Source organism: Psychrobacillus sp. NPDC096389 (assembly GCF_044762855.1).
Classification (GTDB): domain Bacteria; phylum Bacillota; class Bacilli; order Bacillales_A; family Planococcaceae; genus Psychrobacillus.
This window is the reverse complement of sequence record NZ_JBIWFB010000011.1, coordinates 81,693-101,260: the sequence shown is the minus strand read 5'-3', so window position 1 is coordinate 101,260 and position 19,568 is coordinate 81,693. Positions and strand designations below refer to the sequence as shown.

The following is a 19,568-nucleotide window of genomic DNA, read 5'->3' as shown; positions in this document are numbered from 1 at the left end:
ATTACCAAGTTGCTAGTGGATCGAATTTGTAAACCTCCGAAAGTGTGCGTATTGCTTCTTCCAAATCATTTGTATGTTCACCGTTTCGTCCGTTTTTAATAGGCTTTTCTGATATATTTGGCACTTCCATTTGAAGCGCTGTAAAAACTGGTTCAATACTTGCTTTCCACTTATCTCTCAAAATCTCTTCACTACTGATTAATCTACTTTTTTCAATTAACAATTTTTCGTTTCCATAAGAGAATACATCATTAAAATCATCCATTACCTTTTTAATTGCTTCGTCCATTTTCTCTTTCGCAACATCAGTAGAACTAAGTAATTGCTTAAACCACGTTTCCCAGTGAAGTCTATGATAATAAAGCTCCATTCTCACTTTTACAGCAGTATCTGCAAGGGGACTATACGAGCTTTCACATAGCGAATCGATTTTTACCTTTTTAGCCTGTGTGTAAAAATAACTTCTGACAACATGATAAGCCCAATCATATAAAGGGGTTTCCATATAATAGCCTTCTCCGTTCACTCTCTCCATCAAGACGCTGTTTTTTCTGTCCAGTGCAGGGCGTGAATGGGCAAGTTCGTTTGCACTTCCTATTCCTAAATCTTCGAGTAATTTATAGTACATTGCTGCATGTCCCATGCTGTCTTGACTAATGGAAGAGGAAGCGACGTCTTCTTCTATATGGGGAGCGAGCCCAAGCCATTCAGATCCACGATAAGCGTACAAGAAATCATCATCAGCAAGTTGGAATAATAGGCTTGTTATTGCATCTTTATACTCCTGGCTCATGACTGTTTCATTTTCATTCATTTACGCTCTCCTCCCCATGATAGAATCTCTTTTTCATCCAATATTTGCTGCTCGTACTGGCGCCACTTTTTCTTTAAGTAACCATAGCCTTTTGTTGTCCGGTAATCTTTATTGTCAAGTCTACCAAGCGTCAGCTTCTCTTCAACATCCATCTTTCGAATACTCTTTCGATTCACAATCCAAATGTCAGCAACCGGTTCACGTCTCATGAAGTTTTCCTGTGCCAAAATAAATGCCATATCTTCATTTGGTGCTAATAAGCTAAACTGATGTTGAAAAGCAGAGCTTGGCGTTCGCTTACTAAAGACTTCATACTCTTGATAAAATGTTTTCTCTTCGGTCATTTATTCTGCCTCCTTTCGCTAGGTGACTTTCACACTTAGTGCATCACGCACCCATGCATTATTTTCGTAAGATGACCTTCGTAAGTTCAGACGCGCATGTGAACGTGGACCCCCGTTTTTGATAATTTTCTTAAATTCATTCCAATCCGGTTGTTTATAGGACCATAACTTACTTTCTTCATCAAAACGGATTGTCGGATCCGGAATTGTCAGACCAAGTGATAAAATACGTGGAATGTATTTATCAAAAAATAGCTGTCTAAATTCTTCGTTTGTTTTAGTACGAATTTTATATTTAATCGTCAAGTCTTGTTTAGAAGAGCCTGTCGTCTCTTTGCTCGCCGGTCCGAAGAACATGAGTAGAGCTTCCCACCAGCGATTGAGAGATTCCTGAATCATTGCCTTTTGTTCTTCTGTACCTTCAGCGAGCGCCATAATGATCGATTCTCCATGTTGAGCATGGAATACCTCTTCTGCACAAATTCGCTGAAGTGCTCTTGCATATGGCCCGTACGAAGCACCTAGCATATTTGTTTGTGTAATAATAGCTGCTCCATCAACGAGCCAACCTATAATTCCGGCATCCGCCCATGTTTTCGTTTCCATATGGAAAACATTATGGAATTTTAAATCTCCATTAAATAAGTCTTGCATTATATCTCCTCTGTTTTTTCCATAAGGTAAAAGTAAGTCTTCAGTTACTCGCAAAAGCAACTGGCCGTGGCCCATTTCATCTTGTACTTTTGCCATAATGCCAAGCTTTCTATTTAACGAAGGCGCTTTAGGTACCCATTCTTTTTCAGGAAGTGCCCCCATTATTTCACTAATACCATGCATAGAAATCAATCTAATTAATGTAAGTCTGTATTCTTCTGGCATCCAATCATCTGCTTCAATCTTGTCGCCACGTTCAATTCGCTGCATGAAATGAGCCAATTGTTCTTCTGCAGCATTCTGCAAATTGGTCATATCTAACCCCCCCTTAATAAAGTTATGCCTTTACATGACTGTATATAACAATTTAATGACGTCATAACTATATAATGTTATATTATTTAAAAATTATGCTAGTCTATAATATTTAGCTCACTTTAAACCATCTCTATTATTAGTGGGCCGGTAGCAATTTTTATAGAATTTGTAGGGCATCCATCAAACGTATCTTCTAAATCTTCATGCAACTCTAGAGGTACTTCAGCTGTCCCTTTATTTTCATCAAAAATTACATAAGCAAGTCCTTCCTCATCATAATCGAAGATGTCAGGTGCACTGGATCCACAAGCTCCACATGCAATACATGTTTCTTGATCAACAATTGTATACTTAGGCATGTGACTTTCTTCCTTTTTCTATCAGACTTTCTCTGCCTGTCTCTTCGTTTTATCCATAACACTTGTGCTGTGAAGAGGCTGAACTTTAGAAGAAGGATCGATAAAGACTTTTGCATTACTTATTGCAGTCGGTGCTTCACCAAATCCACTAGCGATTAACTTCACTTTTCCTTCATATGTGCAAATGTCACCAGCAGCGTATATTCCTGCAATATTTGTTTCCATTTTTGAATTTACGACAATGCTGTTTTTATCCAAATTAAAACCCCAATTTTTGATAGGACCAAGAGATGAGATGAAACCATAATTGACAATGACATCATCAACATCTATTATCTTTGTTTCATTGCCTTTCACCTCTATTAACTCGACTTGTTTAATACGTTTTTCTCCTATAAATGCAGATGGAACAAATGGAGTTAATACATCTACAGTTGAATTCTTCAACATTTCCACAGAATGTTCATGCGCTCGGAACTTATCACGACGATGAGCCAATGTTATTTTCTCTGCAATTGGTTCTAGCGTAAGAGCCCAGTCTACTGCAGAATCGCCACCACCGAACAACAGAACTTTTTTTCCCTCAAATTTTTCTAAATCATGAATAAAATAATGAAGATTAATTTCTTCAAAATCTGAAGAATTTACACGATCCAGTTTTTTCGGATGGAATGCCCCGTTTCCTGCAGTAATAATGATTGTTTTAGTAAAATGGGTCCCTTTGTTCGTCAATAGTTTAAAAGAATTGTTAGGATGTCTTTCTAGCTCTTCCACTGCTTCATTCAAACAAACTGTTTGTTCAAATTGCTCCATTTGCTTCTTTAACCTATCGATAAGGTCTTGCGCTGTTATTTTAGGGAAACCTGCAACATCGTAAATATGCTTTTCAGGATATAAAGCGGTTAATTGTCCACCTAGCTGCGGAAGACTTTCAATTATTTTACAAGACATATTTCGAAGGCCAGCATAAAACGCAGTGAATAAGCCAACTGGCCCTCCCCCAATTATGGTTACATCAAAAATTTCCTCGTTGTGAGACAAACAGACTTCCTCCTTCTGAGTATGAATTACACACCTATTACATTTTTATCTCGAGAATCTATAACTCGAATCGCTTTCCCTTCAAATCTTGGTATCGTTTTAGGACTATTAAAAACAATATCCATAGACACTAAACAGCTCGATTTCAATGAACTTTGAATTTCTAATTTCAGTTGATTTACTTGTGAATCGCTTAAATTACCATTGATTTTTTCATAGAGATTATTATCTATTTCTACATGTAGTTCGGCGATGTCCATCGCTTCTTTTCTAATTAAATGAATTTGATAATGAGGTACAAGATTTTCCACCTGTAAAAGAACCCGTTCTACTTCCGTTGGAAAGACATTCACTCCACGTATTATCAACATATCATCTGTACGACCTTTCACCCTCGACATTCTCGTCAAAGTTCTGCCGCATGTACACTTCTCGCGTGTTATGGACGAAATGTCACCAGTGCGATATCGAATGATTGGAAGCGCTCTTTTCGTTAAACTTGTAAAAACTAACTCTCCTTCTTCCCCTTCAGCAACTGGTTCAAGTGTTTTAGGATTAATTACCTCGATGTAAAAATGATCTTCTTGTACATGTAGACCATTTTGAGCTTCATAGCATTCAACGGAGACACCTGGTCCAATAATCTCGCTCAATCCGTAAATATCAACTGCTTTCAAATGGAAAGTTTGCTCTAGCCTTTTTCTCATTTCTTCCGACCAAGGTTCCGCTCCGAAAATTCCATATTCCATCGATGAGTGCCTTGGATCTATACCCTTCTCTTTCATTTTCTCCGCTATGTTCAACATGTATGAAGGCGTCCCGCAAATGCCTCTAGGTTTAAAATCTTCTATTAATGAAATCTGTCTTTCCGTGTTTCCACCTGACATTGGCACAACGGTTGCTCCGAGAACTTCCGCACCATAATGGAGCCCGATTCCCCCTGTAAATAAACCATATCCATATGCATTATGAAAAATATCTGTCTTTTTACCACCTGCTGCCACAATTGAACGTGCTACAACTTCAGCCCACATTGCTATATCCTCTGCTGTATATCCAACAATTGTTGGTTTCCCACTCGTTCCCGAAGATCCATGAATCCGAACAACCTCTTCTTGTGATACTGCAAATAATCCAAAAGGATATTGATCTCGCAAATTGTTTTTTATTGTAAAAGGCAGCTTCGTTAAATCTTCTAAACTTTGAATATGTTCTGGCTTAATCCCAAGCTCATCAAATTTCTTTCGATAAAATGGAACATGCTCATAAACGTTTTTAACTGTACTACGGAGTCGATCTAGCTGTAGGCTTTCCATTTCTTTACGCTGCATCGTTTCAATTAATGGATTATACAAACATCATTCCCCCTAGTTTTCTTTCTTTATAGAATGGAATTATCAATATTCGCCCTATATAACAAATAAAAAACGGAGATATAATATGCAGTAATATGATATTAGATTAATAGTTCGGAATGTATAAGTCAACAAAAAATTCAGAATTTTTTTATCTTCATTATCTTATTACAAAAAGTGAGCTCTCAACTGTGGTTGAGACAACGTTTAGTGGAGGGGGAATGGGAGAAATACAATCATGGAAAAAGAAAGGAACAATTCCATGTCTTAAGAAGAATCAAGAAAACGCTGTTCCTAAGTGAAAAGGACAGCGTTTAAAATCGTTTGCATAAAATTATATGAGTGAATAAATTGAAATTGTTACAATAAGTTATTACTCTTTCTATGCCCATTGGTCTTGAATAGGTATCGTTGCTACAACCTTTATTTCCGTTCTAATTTGGAAAGAGAAAATCAATATTGCCAGTGCTACAGGAATCGCATTAATTCTTATAGGTGTTGTAATCTTAAATCTATTTGGCTCAGGACACAGCGAAGCAAGTAATAAAATTATTCCTTTTAACTTTCTCATTGAAAATTAATTTTATCTCTTCTTGTCTGTTCAGTGGCATCTACTTCCTTCCTTTAAGAATCTAAGTTTTATTCCATAATAGTGCCCGATAGTTGAACAAGGGAATAATTTTAAAAGATATTATACTAATAAATGTGCCTTAATTAAATCTATTCTCGTACCGGCAATTAATCTCTATTATTTATTCTTTATTTCTTTTCTGTAGTAAAAATAATGCTAGACCGATTAAGATGAGTACGATACCCATACCTTGTTGTAAAGAAATGACTTCATCCAAAATGAAATACGCGAGTATACAAGTTCCAATTGTTTCTCCTAATATACTCATTGAAATAATGGAAGTACTTAGCCATTTCAACAACCAATTGAAAATTGTTTGCCCTAAAATTGTTGCAATAAACGCTAATCCAATAAAGGACCACCATGTTTGTACAGAATAATTAAAGAAGGGTGTGTGCTGATAGATAGCAAAAACACCTAAAAGTAATGAACTGCTCCCGTAGCTAATAACTGAATATGGGATAAGAGATAACCTTTTACGAACATGCTGACCAATGAAGAAGTAAGCTGTTATGATGCCTGCCGCAATAAGAGCAAGTATATCGCCAAATAATGCTAGTCCACTAATTTGAAAGTCTTGCCATCCAATGACTATACTTCCCGCAATCGCTACAAGAAAGCCCATTATAGCCCCTTTACTGAAACGCTCCTTGAATAAAAAATAACCGCCAATCATTGAAAATAGTGGTTGTAATGTGACGATAACCGTCGAACTTGCAACAGATGTGTAATTTAATGATTCAAACCACAATACATAGTGTGCTGCTAGAAATACACCTGATAATAATCCGAGTACCCATTGTTTTTTTGATAACGAACGTAATTCTTGTCGGTTCTTTTTATTAACTAATAAAAACGGAAAAAGTATTACAGTTGCAAAAAGCATCCGATAAAATGCTGTAATTGTAGCAGGTGCATCAGCTAATTTCACAAAGATAGCTGAAGTCGATAATGCAAATACGCCAAAAAATAAGAGTGCGTAAGAAATATGAGGGGATTTCAATTCTGGTCCTCCTAGATAATTATTTACAATAATAAAATAAATTTATTATAATGTACAAAGGTAAGTATAAAATATTTATGTAATTGAAAAAAGTATTTTTCGCTATGTTTAGTATGTCAGCACAAAATGAGTTAAACATACATTATTGTAGAAAGAGGTTTTACTATGAACGATCATCGTCTCGGGCAAACCGTACTAAATTATCGCAAAAAGACTGGTATGACAATTCGTGAGTTCGCTGATTATGCTGGGATTAGCACTTCACTTATTAGCCAAATAGAAAGAGGACAAGCAAATCCATCGTTAAGTGTACTAAAGCTGATTGCACAGGCATTAAATGTACCACTCTTTACCCTCTTCATTAATGAAATTGATACGGATTCACTCATTTCGAGAAAACATGATCGAAAGAAAGTATACCGTGAGAATAGTGACCATATTGTCTTTGATGTGTTAACACCAGACTTCATGAAAGCACATATTGAACTCTTACTAATGGATTTAAATGCACACGCAAGCACAACAGAAAGTCACTATTCACACGATAACCAAGAAGAAATTGCTGTCGTCATGAAAGGACAAGCGTATGTCGAACTGGAAGGCACCGAATACTTTTTAAATGAAGGAGATGTCGTACGCATTCCACCAAATGTTAAACACCGTTTTTTGAACAAAAGTGATGAATCGAATCATATTTTATTCGTACTAACTCCATCATTAGTTTAAATAGCCCCTCCCCATGTAAATATTAAAGAAAGATTACTACAACCACTAAAAAGGGGACCGACCAAATATCGATCAAATATCGACTTGGAACAGCCCCGTAAAACGGTTCGATTTTATTTCAAACCTATGTTCACAACCTCTTCTAAACTCTAACAAAGATATTCAATTTTCTTTAAAGACGTTATTCAACAATCTGACACGATCGTTGAATAACATGACCGGCGAAATCACAACTAGTATCCGAATTTCACATCATTTCTTCTTCAACTAAATTGCTGCGTTAGTGCAATAAGAAAAAAGATTTTACCCCTTTTTGAAGTAAAGCACCCATTAGTTTAATAATATTACTTTTAATTAATATCGTTTTTTTAAATTTGGAAATTTATTATTGTAAATTTTGTTCCAGATTTTTAGGGCACTTGGATAACAATTATTAATCGAAGTTACTCTACTCCTCGAAAACATTTCATCAAAGACCTCATGTATCACTATAGCTAATTTTTCGACAGATGCAGTTGGTAATCGCGATACAATACGACTTATTTCTGGATCATATTCTTCCTCAGATGTGTAACGTAAAAGGTGCATCGGGTCCCAATCATTAATTACTTCTTTTACAATTTGGTAGTGGTTCATAATATCCCTCTTTCAAAATGTATTTTTAGTGATTTATGCTACACCCTTATTTAGCTAAACTGCTTCTTTAGTATAAGTGTAACATTTCAAAATGCATATCTGAGAACAATTTAATCTCGAAAGACTTAAGGGGATATCTCCAATTCCAGTAATAATCCTGTTAGAATGCGGGTACCTCTCACTTAATTATCTATATTTCTAATCAAAAAGATCTCTAGTGCGTACCCACACGCGCTAGAGATCTATTCTTAGTTATGAATAGGTCATTGACTACTATCTATTATAAATCGAACAAATAAAGGAGCCTTAACAGGGATAGCCGAAGTCATTAGCCCAGCGGTGAAGCTGCTTGGCTTATGGTGAGGGGCGTCCCTAGCGCCGTAGCGAATTCAATGGGATGCTTTATCCTGCATTAACTGGCAGTAATCACCCCACTGATTAAAGGCTCACTTTATGTCAACTTATCATTACCAATTCTGAAGGTTATTTTGAATTTACGCCTGTAAAATAACTCAAGACTCTTTTCCAAAAAGATTTTTGCATTTTCTTTTTTCTAGATAGGTAGTTATGTCCTAATTTATATTGTCTTGCTTCCTTTTCCAAGTCAGCCATCCGTTGCTTTACATATTCTATATCGTTATTCGTAAACATTATTTTTCTCCTTAAGGAGAAGCCTAATTATATTGTTAAGGTGTAGCTAACACCATTCCTGTTAGCCACTTTTCACCTAAATAGTGTGTTGGCGACTCCAATTTATTTTTACCTACAAATTTATTCTGCTTACCACTTATTTTTGGGATCATCATTTTTTTCCTCCTCATTTATTATTTTTCCGCTTAAGCCAATAGCATCATTTTAGTCAACTGGGGTTTTTCTTTCCCCAACCGGCGCTATCCACTTTCGAGATATTCCTTTTTTAATAACTTTCTTCGCTGTTTCATGATCATCATCACCAGCACTCCTTTTCTTGTTATTTTGTTTATATATGCAACACGCAATGCGTGAAAACACCAAATTTCTAAAAAAGCACACAAAAAAGCACACGCTTCTTTACATAAGCGTGTGCTCATAGAAAAAGAACGGCATAACATGCCATCCGTTAATTATTTACAAAAAAAATTATTAGAGGTTGGGCACGAAATCAATATACGATTAATTATTAAAGCATTAAATGTAGTCATTTTCCGTACCTCCATTTCTAATTTGAATATCTAACTACTATAGGATATCATTACTTATTTCTGAATGTCAATACCTTTCTGAATATTTCGTATTAAATTCAACATATCAGCGTCCAAAGCTAATTAGCTTTCGCAATTGAAAAAACGGATAAATCTTTTGAATTATACGTTAGCACATCGATTATTAGTACTTTGTTCTCAACCAAAGTTTTTAGAAGAAATCGGATTAAAGTTGATCAGTCATTCGACAATTGGACAGCGATTTTCATAACTGAATACGTCCATTTAGCAGATTTTCTCGGCCGTTTGGCTACACATTACTGATGTTAAAAGGGGATGCTAAAGGGTTGAATGCCAACGTTGGTCTCCTTCCAATATAGGCTTTTTAATTTTCTTGATGTTTTGTATAAAAAACAAACCATGAAAGTCACAATTAACTAAAGCCCCCCCTAACCCTAGTTGAACAAGAAAAAGAATATACCATAGCATTTCGTCTTTCTTTATGTAAAGCCCCAGCTTGAAAGAAGACTTAATTATTTTTTCTTAAAAGCAAGCAACATTTCTAACGTATCTGACATTATATCCTTTTGTCGTTCTATTTCATTTAACTCTTCTTTTACCTCAATAATACAGCTTAATAAAACTTCCTCAGATAATTCACCTTTAATGGATTCTATCAATTGATATGCTTGTGCTTGTACTTCAAATTTACCATTTATCAAATGGTAAATTAGTGTTTCTAAATATGCTGAACAATCGAATGGTTCTAGTGCGTATAATAGTGTTCCTCTATAACCTAAAGTTTTTGGGTCGTTAATAACATCTATTAACGATTGTACTACTTCTTCGTTCCCAATATCACTTAACGTTAAAGCAATGGAGTTTCTTAATAAAGCATTTTCTGTGCTTTGTAAGTATTCAATAAGTAGAGGAATTGCTTGAATATCCTTACTTCTGCTAATTTCCTCTAAAATGACTTCTGCTTTCTCAAACTGTTCATTTTCTATTGCCGATCTTAATGAATTATTGTTCATAATACTTACCCAAACTCCTTGTCATTTACCCTATTTAAATATAGATTATAACTTTTCTTATTCACATAATTTCTTTGACCATTCTATAAACCAACTAAGTGGTAACTTTAATTTCGATTGGTCTATTTTTCTTAATTCTTCAAATGAATATAGTTCAAACCAATATAAATCCCATTGACATTCAATCTCCCTTGCAATACTAAATACTAGTGAATCAAACTCATTCAATTCCTCACCTTCATCATCATCGAATGCCATCGTTAAATTATCGCACCACATAGCAAAATCATATTGTGAAAACTCGTTTTCTTTCCTACAGACAGTATCTAACAATGTCCTGAAGGTATCGGATGTATATGGAAGGCTAATGCTGGTTTCATTCCAATTCCAATCCATTTATGAATCTCTCTCCCTTTTGAAATGTTTTCTCCACTAATCTTGTTTAACTAAAGCACCCACAGTTAGACAACTAATCTTACGCATAACTCCCTCGTAAAAGCAGATAATATGGTGAGGTGATTAGAATATGTTAAAAACAAGGATAGGTTATATTATTTGTTTTACAGCTATTTTAAGCTTATTTGTTTACAGTAAGTCAATAAATACAAAATCGATGGAGTTATCTTTCTCGCAACCAAATAGTGATAAAAGTGAACAGGAACAAATTCACGAATTAGAACAACGTTTAGATAGCCTCGAACCACCTAAACCTACCACTATTCTTGATTCACCTTTCCCATTTGAAAAAGGAACAGAGGTGCATTTCCCTACCGATGTTATCCCTATTTCAGAAGTGTTAAATGAAGGAACAAAAATTCCTTTCAAAGTAATAAAAAGCGACCCGAACTATATTAGACCAATATATGAAGAACACTGGCATAGCACATTTTGGGGTGGGAGATGGAGCTATATTCCTTCTAGAATACACTATGCTCTCCACCGTATATTCCCTTTTTATGCCATTGGAATTTCAGCTGAATTAAATTTTCAACAAGATGTAGGTATTGCTTTTAATACTGCGGCAAATGAAACAGACCTTGATCTGTATATAGTTGTGTTTCAAACAAATATCACAGATGTTTATACAAAAGGAAATCAAGTTGTTGTTGTCGGAACACCTAAACGGACAGGAGTAGAGGTTATAAGCATTAAAACAGCAGATATACACCCGAGTAATAAGGAGAAATTTTTGTTAGTTCAGTTAGCGACAAATGGAGCAGAACTTGATTATTCTTTAATTAACTATGAACCACCCGATTTCTGGTTAAAGCTAAAACAAAAAAATGAACGTGAAAAATCTAAAAAATAGTGAACCTTTGCCTCATCAAGTAACTTGATGAGGCTGTTATTTATATTATCATTCTTTTTCGACCCTTCTACTTCGTTAGATTAAGTGTAACATTACACAAAGGATAGCCGAAATATTCTTGATATCTTGGACGCAAAAATAGACCATCTAAAATGATGGCCTTGTTTAGCTAAAGCACCTGTTAGTTGCATAAAAATTATTTTAAGTAGCAATATTTATAGAAAATAAATAAGGTCTTGTCTTGGAACAGAATAATAAATTTTTAAGGATACGGAAAAACCCACTGATTTATGAAATGAGATAGAACCCTCGTTAACTGGTGTAGTAATGCAACGGACACAACTACTACCTTGCTATTGTTCTATGAGTATATAGTCGTCATCTTCGGAAATTGATGGATTAAATATTTCGTTTCTCACACTCGAAAGGTTCTTCGCAGGAGAAAACTTCATGGAAAAATCCCTTATACGGGATATCTTCTTCGAGGCATTTTATGCTATATGACAACTCTTCATCGCACTGCAGCTCTCCACCATTATTCCGCATGACCTCGAAAGCATCAATTATATTTTCCATGAGGGTAATTTGGATAAACAAGGACAAATTATTCAACATCGAATCTTCGATTTTGGTCTCAGATGTGTATCCCTCGAGTACTGTTTTGAAATAATCATCCATAAAGTCTTTTCGTTTACCGGCATCTGGTTCGAATTGTATCCAGCCCAATCCGAGCATCCAGGCATTCGCCAAGTCATACATATACCAACAGAAACAAGAGTTATCGAAATCAAATACAGTGATTTGTCCGGTATCAAAGTCAATCATATAATTACCATCATTGTAATCAAAATGTACCATACCGAAAGACTTAGAGTTCTTGTCCAATCCTTCTAAGGTTCTAAGAAGCTCTACCATCTTCTCCTTAAGCAGGGGTAACGTACCCGGTATCAGATTATCGATATACTCGACATTGTACTTATCAAAGAAACTGTACCGTTTATGAACAGGAGAATAGCTTTTTGACAATTGGTGCAGCTTACCGAGAACTTTACCACAGTTATAATAGTATTCCGTAATAGGAACTCCTTCACGGTACCGATAATGATTTTCTACAAGCATTTTTCCCTTAGCCTTTTCGAACAGACAGACAAAAAAGTTGTAATCATAATAAGTGATTTCTTCCAGCAGATTCCCCTTCCGGGAGCTGATTACATTCGAGACACTACCGCCATGCTTGAATAAATATTGGATATATTCAACTTCGCCCAACAGATCCTCTCGGCTCCTGTCATTTAAATAGGTGATTCTGAGTATTTTTGCACTAGCGCCCTCTTTCTCACAGTTATAAACGACATTCCTCCCTCCGTCATGAGCATTAATTAGACTTGTTTTGTAGCCTTTCAACTCGTACAACTCTGATACTAGTGGACTTAAATAAGCTTCGTATATTTCAGCAACTTTATGATGATTTAAAATTAATATCTCCTCCAACTTCCTATTCAATAAACCTGTCTTGGTAGTTCAATATAAAATGCCTGATCCAACAGAAAGTAAAGCACTCTTAGAACGCCTTCACTTTTGTTCAAAAGTTTACTTGCTTTAACTTTTTCAACACCTTTCAAAAAAACCTTCTTATTCAACTAGACTGCTTCGTTAGTTCAATAAGTAAAAGTTTCCTGGAGGAAGCCTCTTCTTCTGCCAAAGCACCCGTTAGTTGAACCTTTTTATTTCAATTAGTTCTATAAGAGGTTAATAATCCTTCTTGGTCCAATGCAACACACTATATAAAAAATTTAATTACACCTACCGAATTTAGAATTATAGAAATACTTATGTATTTATAACCATATATTGCTTTTTTGTCTTTTTTCAAATCATCTAATCCTGACAGCTACATCGAAGTACCTAATGACAACATCATAAAAGGAATTAACTCAAGCGGAGTTATTAAATCTAAAATTCCAAAAACAATAGCACATATTAATAACCGTGTTCTTAATTTGTTAAGCATTATTCTCCTCTCTTTCTAACATTATTGTTAGATAAACTGGTTGCATAAGAATCAATACTTTTCATTACTTAATATATTAAGTACATCTCTTCTTGTACCATTCTTCATTGCTTTCATTATTTCCTTTTTAAACAAACCTGTCGCGTTAATTCAATAAGATTAAAATGCTTTTCAGGGTCACTCCCAACATCAAAAAGGGTACTTGTCTAAGGAATTTACCAAATCTTTTAATTCTTCACTATCATCATCTTGCCATTTTTCTCTATCTATTGCTCTAAGTACCTTTTTTGAAGTTGACAGTAAACTATCTCTTAATTGGTTAATGGAACACTCTGCTTTAAAGAGGACTTTCGATGAATTATTTTCGTAAAATGAAAGTTCTGCAATGTCACTGCTTATCTTCTTAGCTATGACAATTAGAGAACCATCTATAAAATCAAAATTATATGTTCTCCCTATTTCAGAAATAATAATCCCCTTACAGGATTTAATCCACCAAGATAAAATGATAACTACAAAGTCTGACCAGTCTTGTTCTGGAAAGTAATGATGATAATCAATAGTAAAACAAATGTTACCTGTAATCTGTATCCTCTTCTCTAATGAGACCAAATCAACTTCTATCACTACTTCCTTAATCAAAACCTTCCCCCCTTATTTAAGCATATGGATATAAAATTTATTCGACCTTATACAACTAACCTTCTATCATGTTTGGTCTATCTTTTCTTCCCAATAATATTTTGCTAAAGTTTAAATCTATAACATACTTCCTGTTCTGTTCGCTTTAACGCTATATAAAACGTACAACCTAGAACTATGAAACACACTAATTTAGATGTGACTTATATGAATTATTAAAAATCTTTTGACCATGTTTCAGCATCATTATCGTACATAATATTTACGGTTGCATGTTCGATATTCAATTCATGCTGTAGATGATCAATGAAAGATAGAAACATTTCTTCGTTTATTTTTTCTTTTTTGTTTTTTAAGCTGATATTAAGTGTAGGTGTACCTCCTACATCAGACGAAGGTGTAAATGCTATACCTTGTGTTTCGCCGAATCTTTCATTTATATAACTTTTAACTTTCGGTGTTGCTTGTTCAATGAATTCTGTAGCTTCCTTAATAGGTATATCATCTTCTACTTTTTTGGTAAATCTGTTTTCATAAACAATGAACGATTTTTGTGTTTCTGTATTTAAAATTACTGCAGCATAATCGAAATTACCGTAGTTCTCCCCACTATCAAAAAGGACATACGAAATTTCGTATTTCATGTTTGGATATTTTATTACTAGGTATTGTTCTGCTTGTTCAATTATCTTTTCCTCTTCTTTTTCATCTGGGATTAATGATTCTTTAAATTCACCCAAAAGCCAGAAAGTCCCGACTACTACGAACAAAAATATTCCCGTAACTATCACAACGATTTTGTACCAAGTTTTTTGGGGCCTATTCAACATTTCACCTCCAATTAAAATATTTTCTTTTGTTGAACTAGTAAAAAGAGCCGCATTTGAACTCAATAGTCTTTCACTAAAGCCCCCGTTAGTTGATATATAAGTTTATTTATATAAATACTTTGTTTCAGTAGAACTAAAAACCACTATTAAATATATTTTGTTAAATCTTTAATAGTGTTCAATTGATATATATTTTCTTTCTTGTAATTAGAACCTACTCCTATCCCAAAACCTTTAATTCCTATGTTTAGTGCTAACTTTACATCAACTGCTGAGTCACCAATCACAAAGGACTCTCCTAAATTAATTCCAGGATATTTACAGATTGCTTGCTTAATCATTCCACTTTGAGGCTTAATACAATTACATCCTTCGTCTCTACCGTGAGGACAATAAAAGACATCAAGTAGTTCAATACCTTGGCGAGTTAACTCACTTTTCATTTGATTATTTATATCATGGTATTGATCAATTGAATTGTATCCTTCGTTAATAATGTATTGATTGGTAATAATTATTATTTTATAACCTTTCTTCATAACTTCTTTTAATGTGTTAATTGAACCATCAATAAATACTGGATGCTTTATTCCAGTCCAATTATGGTCTGGATAATCCTCAATTATAGTGCCATCTCTGTCAAAGAATGCAACTCTCAATTTCTACGCCCCTTACAGATTGATTTTCTGCTTATTCTAATTTAACTAAGCTGCTCCTTTAGTTATGAAAAAGTGCTTTACTTCTCCTTGAAGTAAAGCACCCGTTAGTTAAGTTATTACAAACTAATTTCTTCACCTATACTTATAGCATGAAAAGGATTTCTTTCCTTTGATTTTAACGATTCAATAAAGTCTGAAGTTAAGTCCTCTTTGTTAATAATTATTCTTGTAGAACCAGATACTACACCGTTTAAAAAAATGGGTTCAATAGATTCTGGATTCTTAAGTCGTTGATAAAAAAAACTGTCTAAAACAATAGTTGCATAACTAAAATTGCCTGTAGTGTTAGTGAATTGAAAATTAACTTCAATAATAAGTTCGTCATTGTTTTCCTCTATCTCATAGGTGAAACTTTTTACTTCTGCACTTTTATTAGGAAATAAAATCCACACTAAGCACAATAAAAAAATCGCAGATAAAATGAAAATTATTACTTTGTTTCTTTTCAAAAATTCACCCCCATTTTGTTTATTTTATTAAACTGCCCCTTTAGTTTAACAATATTGTTTCTTTATTATTTCTATGGAAGCTTCATCAATTCCAGTAATATTTGAAATTACTTTTCTTTCAATACACTCTTTTAGTGCTTTTCGTACGGTGTTCAAGTTCTGTCTTATTTCTAACATTTTATATTCTAAGGGAATACTGTCAAAATCTAAAAAATCGTATTTATCTTCCGCCTGCCATTTCTTAAAACAGTCCCAAAATCCCTTAATTGTTTGCCTTTTGGCATCGTGTTTTTGTTCCCATTCTAGTAAGGTTTTCGCGTTCAAATTCATCTTCCCTCGTTAAAGAGTATAAGCTATTTCCCAAATTTCTTATTAAACTAACCTGCTGCTTTAGTTTAGGTAAAACCTTTTACAAACCTTATAATATTTACTGAACTTCAACTTGCATCATTCACTTTATTTAAAATCCTTCACAATAAAAAAAGTATTTCAAACTTATTTCTCTTTTGTATACCATTTGGGTTTTAATTCACTAAAGTAATCATGATCTTCTAAAAAAGTGTAAACTTTACCTAACATATCATTTAAGTTGTCTGGAACAGTTTTTATGGTCCATATTACAGTAGAGAAGCCACACAGTTCATTAAATTTTGAGAACAAATCATTGTTAGATTTATATCTTTTCTTTCACTAACCTGCGCTTTACTTTCATACGCTCAAAATGATTATAGGTTCCAATTATAAGATAATTCACCATTTTTTCTGCTATTGAACTTAACTGCTGCGGTAATTTAAGTGTAACATTTCACAATGGGCATCTGAGATCAACTTAATGTTTTAGACCTAAAAATAGACCATCGAAATGATGGCCATGTTTTGCTAAAGCACCAATTAGTTGAAGAAGTTATTCTTATTTTTCAATTGCCTTATTAACTGATTCAAAAGCATGAATTACTGTTGTATCAAATATTGGAACTTCGGAATCCTCTTGTTTTATTAATAATCCTATCTCTGTACATCCTAATATAATCCCTTCAGCACCATTATCAATTAGATTTTTGATGACTTTTTTAAAATATTCTTTTGACGCATGATTGATTTTCCCTAAACATAATTCTTCATAAATCACTTCATTAATAAGTTCTATATCCTCATCACCTGGAATTAATACCTTTATATCATTAGCTTCAATTCTTGATTTGTAAAAGTCTTGCACCATTGTATATTTAGTCCCCAGAAGCCCAACTGAACCTACTTTTGTTTTCTTTATTTCATTTGCTGTTGCATCAGCAATATGTAGAATTGGAATATTTATTTTTTCTTCAATATAATTTATTACCTTGTGCATTGTGTTTGTACAAATAACAATAAAATCTGCTCCTGCCTTTTCTAAAGAAAGTGCCACATCCCCCAAAGATTGACCAGCACTTTTCCAATCACCATTAGCTTGATAACGTTCAATTTCGTCAAAGTCAACGCTATATAAAATGCATTTGGCTGAATGTAATCCGCCTAATTTGTTCTTTATTTCTTCATTTATTAAACGATAATATTCATTTGATGATTCCCAACTCATCCCACCAATTAAACCTATTGTCTTCAATGCTTAATTCCTCCTTATAGATTGTCTTTGTAGGATAGGATATTTTAATATCCTCCATAAAATCCTAATTTCTTTAATTTCGACATTTTAAGAACATTTCCCTTCTTCCCCTAAACTGCGCCTTAGTTTAATAAGAAAAAATGCTTAACCACTTCTTAAGTAAAGCACCTGCTAGTCAAATAAGACTTATAAATGCAAAACACTACGAACAAAATATTTTGCATCTTCTACGTCTTTTTTACTAACAGAAACAACATATTGTTTTTCATAATTCTTGTTCATTCCGAAACTTCCAAAGTTTCCTCTCGAAGTACCAGGTCCCAACCATTTTCCTGAAGGGTCAATAACTTTATAGGTATACTTAATGCCTTCACCTGTTAAAATTGTTGTTACTTTTGATAATTCTTCCATTGAAAATCCCATATAAACCTCTTCTTTATTAAAGAAAAACATATCCATCCCCCTCTAAATATTAAGAAACCACAGTATTTCACATAAGTTGACTAATTTATTTGTGCCCCTTTTTATATCTATTAGCTATCTTCAAAGCGAAAAACTGAGGAATCAAATTCAAGAAACTAACCAAGACTAATAATTGATATGGATTTAGCGGTTTGAAATAGCCACCCCATCGTTCATTCCCTGTCATTTCGTTAATGAAATAAAATGAAATTATTACAGATAATATATTTCCAATAATAAGAGAGGTCGAATTACTAAAGAGTTTGCCGGAGAAAGCAAGCAGTGAAGTTACGATAATCATAAATAAATAGCCAAGCATTGAACGGTTAGCAAAATCTTGATGCATTGAAATATAAACAAAAGGAAAACAGTAAAAGCAGACTATTAGACTACCAATTACTATTTTTCTCATATTGAGCCCTCCCTTTATAAGTAATAATATAAAAAATTATAGGTTACGTGGAAACTTGGGACAGCCTACTTCCTATTCAACTAAACTGCAGCGTTAGTTCAATAAGAAAATGCTACCTTTACAAGACAGCCACTTGTCTAACTAAAGCTGCCGTTAGTTGAAGAGTGATGAGAAAATATCAAATTTACTTCCTAGACAAACGCCCTACAAAAGGTTCATCTCCTTTTTAGAGACTATCTTAAAAGCATTCTTGTACACTATAAATAGCATGAATCCTATAAAACAACTTAGTAGGTTTAGAATAATGTCATCCATATCAAAATAACCTAAAAAGGATAATAATTGAATAATCTCTATGCTGAGTATCAACAAAAAACTAAAAATCATCGTTTTAATTATATTTCTTTGAGAAGGAAAAGCCGCGGGTATTAGGAATCCCATAGGTATAAAAGGAATGATATTCCCTATAATATTTATAAAAGCTACACCAAGGCCTATATCATTTATATAAGCTTTGATTGTTCTAAAAGGAACTAAGTTTGCACCTGATTCTCCTTGAGCTCTACTCTCCATATTCGATTGTATGGTGTTGATAAGATGTTGTATATTTCCATTGAACTTAATCACTATAAAATTAAGCACTAATAATATGTATATAATAAAAATACCTTTCCAAATATTTTTGTACATCCATGTAAACCTCCACAATTTTATTCAACTCTTTTGATTTGATTTTAACAATTAAATTATTGAACTAAACTACTGCGTTAGATCAATACGAAAAAAGGCTCTACTCCTTCTTGAAGTAAAGCATCCGTTAGTTTAGTAAATTCAACAAAAAGTAGGTCTAATTATTTTTGAGTTGAATCTCTAGTTTTCTATTCTGATTTAGATAGCATTTTATATTAGTTAAAGAAAAATAACAGCTATAAAACCAAACAACATTCCTATAATCGGATAAATCATTAGTATGTTTTTTTGTTTGTTGAAATTTTCAACAGTTATTAATCTATCTCTCAGAGAAATAATTAATTT

General features: G+C 33.7%; 22 protein-coding genes and 2 pseudogenes. 3 read left to right on the top strand and 21 right to left on the bottom strand.

Annotation, left to right across the window (positions count from 1 at the left end; genetic code table 11):
• Window position 1 precedes the first annotated feature (1 nt).
• The 6 genes from paaC to ACIQ38_RS20960 form a co-directional block, all read right to left on the bottom strand.
• Window positions 2–814 carry a 1,2-phenylacetyl-CoA epoxidase subunit PaaC gene (gene paaC / locus ACIQ38_RS20985; protein ID WP_402827899.1) on the bottom strand — a complete coding sequence of 271 codons (813 nt, stop codon included), beginning with the start codon at window positions 812–814 and terminating at the stop codon, window positions 2–4.
• Window positions 811–1,158 (bottom strand): 1,2-phenylacetyl-CoA epoxidase subunit PaaB, encoded by a 348-nt coding sequence (paaB, locus tag ACIQ38_RS20980; RefSeq protein WP_402827896.1) that lies wholly within the window; start codon window positions 1,156–1,158, stop codon window positions 811–813. The genes paaC and paaB overlap by 4 nt, the downstream gene beginning before the upstream one ends.
• 18 nt (window positions 1,159–1,176) lie before the next feature.
• Complete coding sequence (gene paaA / locus ACIQ38_RS20975; RefSeq protein ID WP_402827894.1) at window positions 1,177–2,127, bottom strand: 1,2-phenylacetyl-CoA epoxidase subunit PaaA; 951 nt, start codon at window positions 2,125–2,127, stop codon at window positions 1,177–1,179.
• A 122-nt stretch (window positions 2,128–2,249) separates the two neighbouring features.
• Window positions 2,250–2,489, bottom strand: a complete 240-nt coding sequence (locus tag ACIQ38_RS20970; RefSeq protein WP_402827891.1) for a ferredoxin — start codon at window positions 2,487–2,489, stop codon at window positions 2,250–2,252.
• A gap of 21 nt (window positions 2,490–2,510) precedes the next feature.
• Window positions 2,511–3,530 (bottom strand): NAD(P)/FAD-dependent oxidoreductase, encoded by a 1,020-nt coding sequence (locus ACIQ38_RS20965; RefSeq protein ID WP_402827888.1) that lies wholly within the window; start codon window positions 3,528–3,530, stop codon window positions 2,511–2,513.
• A gap of 26 nt (window positions 3,531–3,556) precedes the next feature.
• Entirely contained in the window at window positions 3,557–4,861 is a 1,305-nt protein-coding gene (locus ACIQ38_RS20960; RefSeq protein ID WP_402827999.1) for a phenylacetate--CoA ligase family protein, read from the bottom strand.
• Between the two features lie 407 nt (window positions 4,862–5,268).
• Here ACIQ38_RS20960 and ACIQ38_RS20955 point away from each other — a divergent pair.
• A pseudogene (locus tag ACIQ38_RS20955) lies at window positions 5,269–5,466 on the top strand (DMT family transporter); the annotation flags it as partial.
• 171 nt (window positions 5,467–5,637) lie between these two features.
• Here ACIQ38_RS20955 and ACIQ38_RS20950 read toward each other — a convergent pair.
• Window positions 5,638–6,519 (bottom strand): DMT family transporter, encoded by an 882-nt coding sequence (locus tag ACIQ38_RS20950; protein ID WP_402827887.1) that lies wholly within the window; start codon window positions 6,517–6,519, stop codon window positions 5,638–5,640.
• A gap of 104 nt (window positions 6,520–6,623) precedes the next feature.
• Between ACIQ38_RS20950 and ACIQ38_RS20945 the strand changes: the two are divergent.
• Window positions 6,624–7,245, top strand: a pseudogene (locus ACIQ38_RS20945) (helix-turn-helix domain-containing protein).
• Window positions 7,246–7,599: 354 nt separating this feature from the next.
• Here ACIQ38_RS20945 and ACIQ38_RS20940 read toward each other — a convergent pair.
• The 4 genes from ACIQ38_RS20940 to ACIQ38_RS20925 all read right to left on the bottom strand — a co-directional run bounded on the left by ACIQ38_RS20940 (window position 7,600) and on the right by ACIQ38_RS20925 (window position 10,492).
• Window positions 7,600–7,881, bottom strand: coding sequence for a hypothetical protein (locus ACIQ38_RS20940; RefSeq protein WP_402827884.1), 282 nt, complete (start codon window positions 7,879–7,881; stop codon window positions 7,600–7,602).
• Window positions 7,882–8,364: 483 nt separating this feature from the next.
• Window positions 8,365–8,532, bottom strand: a complete 168-nt coding sequence (locus ACIQ38_RS20935) for a hypothetical protein (protein WP_402827881.1) — start codon at window positions 8,530–8,532, stop codon at window positions 8,365–8,367.
• A gap of 1,063 nt (window positions 8,533–9,595) precedes the next feature.
• A complete protein-coding gene (locus ACIQ38_RS20930) occupies window positions 9,596–10,096 on the bottom strand; it encodes a HEAT repeat domain-containing protein (RefSeq protein WP_402827878.1) in 501 nt (166 codons plus the stop codon).
• A 57-nt stretch (window positions 10,097–10,153) separates the two neighbouring features.
• Entirely contained in the window at window positions 10,154–10,492 is a 339-nt protein-coding gene (locus tag ACIQ38_RS20925; RefSeq protein WP_402827875.1) for a hypothetical protein, read from the bottom strand.
• A gap of 130 nt (window positions 10,493–10,622) precedes the next feature.
• Between ACIQ38_RS20925 and ACIQ38_RS20920 the strand changes: the two genes are divergently transcribed.
• Window positions 10,623–11,405, top strand: coding sequence for a hypothetical protein (locus ACIQ38_RS20920; protein WP_402827872.1), 783 nt, complete (start codon window positions 10,623–10,625; stop codon window positions 11,403–11,405).
• A 399-nt stretch (window positions 11,406–11,804) separates the two neighbouring features.
• On the opposite strand, the gene ACIQ38_RS20915 is transcribed toward ACIQ38_RS20920, so the two are convergent.
• From ACIQ38_RS20915 to ACIQ38_RS20870, 10 genes are all read right to left on the bottom strand, one after another.
• A complete protein-coding gene (locus tag ACIQ38_RS20915; RefSeq protein ID WP_402827996.1) occupies window positions 11,805–12,887 on the bottom strand; it encodes a phosphotransferase enzyme family protein in 1,083 nt (360 codons plus the stop codon).
• Between the two features lie 718 nt (window positions 12,888–13,605).
• Window positions 13,606–14,058, bottom strand: a complete 453-nt coding sequence (locus ACIQ38_RS20910) for a hypothetical protein (RefSeq protein ID WP_402827869.1) — start codon at window positions 14,056–14,058, stop codon at window positions 13,606–13,608.
• A 215-nt stretch (window positions 14,059–14,273) separates the two neighbouring features.
• Window positions 14,274–14,885: a hypothetical protein gene (locus ACIQ38_RS20905; protein ID WP_402827866.1), complete on the bottom strand. Its 612-nt coding sequence runs from the start codon at window positions 14,883–14,885 to the stop codon at window positions 14,274–14,276.
• Window positions 14,886–15,034: 149 nt separating this feature from the next.
• Complete coding sequence (locus tag ACIQ38_RS20900) at window positions 15,035–15,547, bottom strand: HAD-IIIA family hydrolase (protein WP_402827863.1); 513 nt, start codon at window positions 15,545–15,547, stop codon at window positions 15,035–15,037.
• 116 nt (window positions 15,548–15,663) lie between these two features.
• On the bottom strand, window positions 15,664–16,056 hold the full coding sequence (locus ACIQ38_RS20895; protein WP_402827861.1) for a hypothetical protein: 393 nt from the start codon (window positions 16,054–16,056) through the stop codon (window positions 15,664–15,666).
• A 45-nt stretch (window positions 16,057–16,101) separates the two neighbouring features.
• Complete coding sequence (locus ACIQ38_RS20890; RefSeq protein WP_402827858.1) at window positions 16,102–16,386, bottom strand: hypothetical protein; 285 nt, start codon at window positions 16,384–16,386, stop codon at window positions 16,102–16,104.
• Window positions 16,387–16,966: 580 nt separating this feature from the next.
• Window positions 16,967–17,659 (bottom strand): aspartate/glutamate racemase family protein, encoded by a 693-nt coding sequence (locus tag ACIQ38_RS20885; RefSeq protein ID WP_402827855.1) that lies wholly within the window; start codon window positions 17,657–17,659, stop codon window positions 16,967–16,969.
• A gap of 186 nt (window positions 17,660–17,845) precedes the next feature.
• Window positions 17,846–18,112: a hypothetical protein gene (locus ACIQ38_RS20880; RefSeq protein ID WP_402827852.1), complete on the bottom strand. Its 267-nt coding sequence runs from the start codon at window positions 18,110–18,112 to the stop codon at window positions 17,846–17,848.
• A gap of 55 nt (window positions 18,113–18,167) precedes the next feature.
• Window positions 18,168–18,533 carry a hypothetical protein gene (locus ACIQ38_RS20875; RefSeq protein ID WP_402827849.1) on the bottom strand — a complete coding sequence of 122 codons (366 nt, stop codon included), beginning with the start codon at window positions 18,531–18,533 and terminating at the stop codon, window positions 18,168–18,170.
• 204 nt (window positions 18,534–18,737) lie between these two features.
• A complete protein-coding gene (locus ACIQ38_RS20870) occupies window positions 18,738–19,223 on the bottom strand; it encodes a VanZ family protein (protein ID WP_402827846.1) in 486 nt (161 codons plus the stop codon).
• Between the last annotated feature and the right edge of the window lie 345 nt (window positions 19,224–19,568).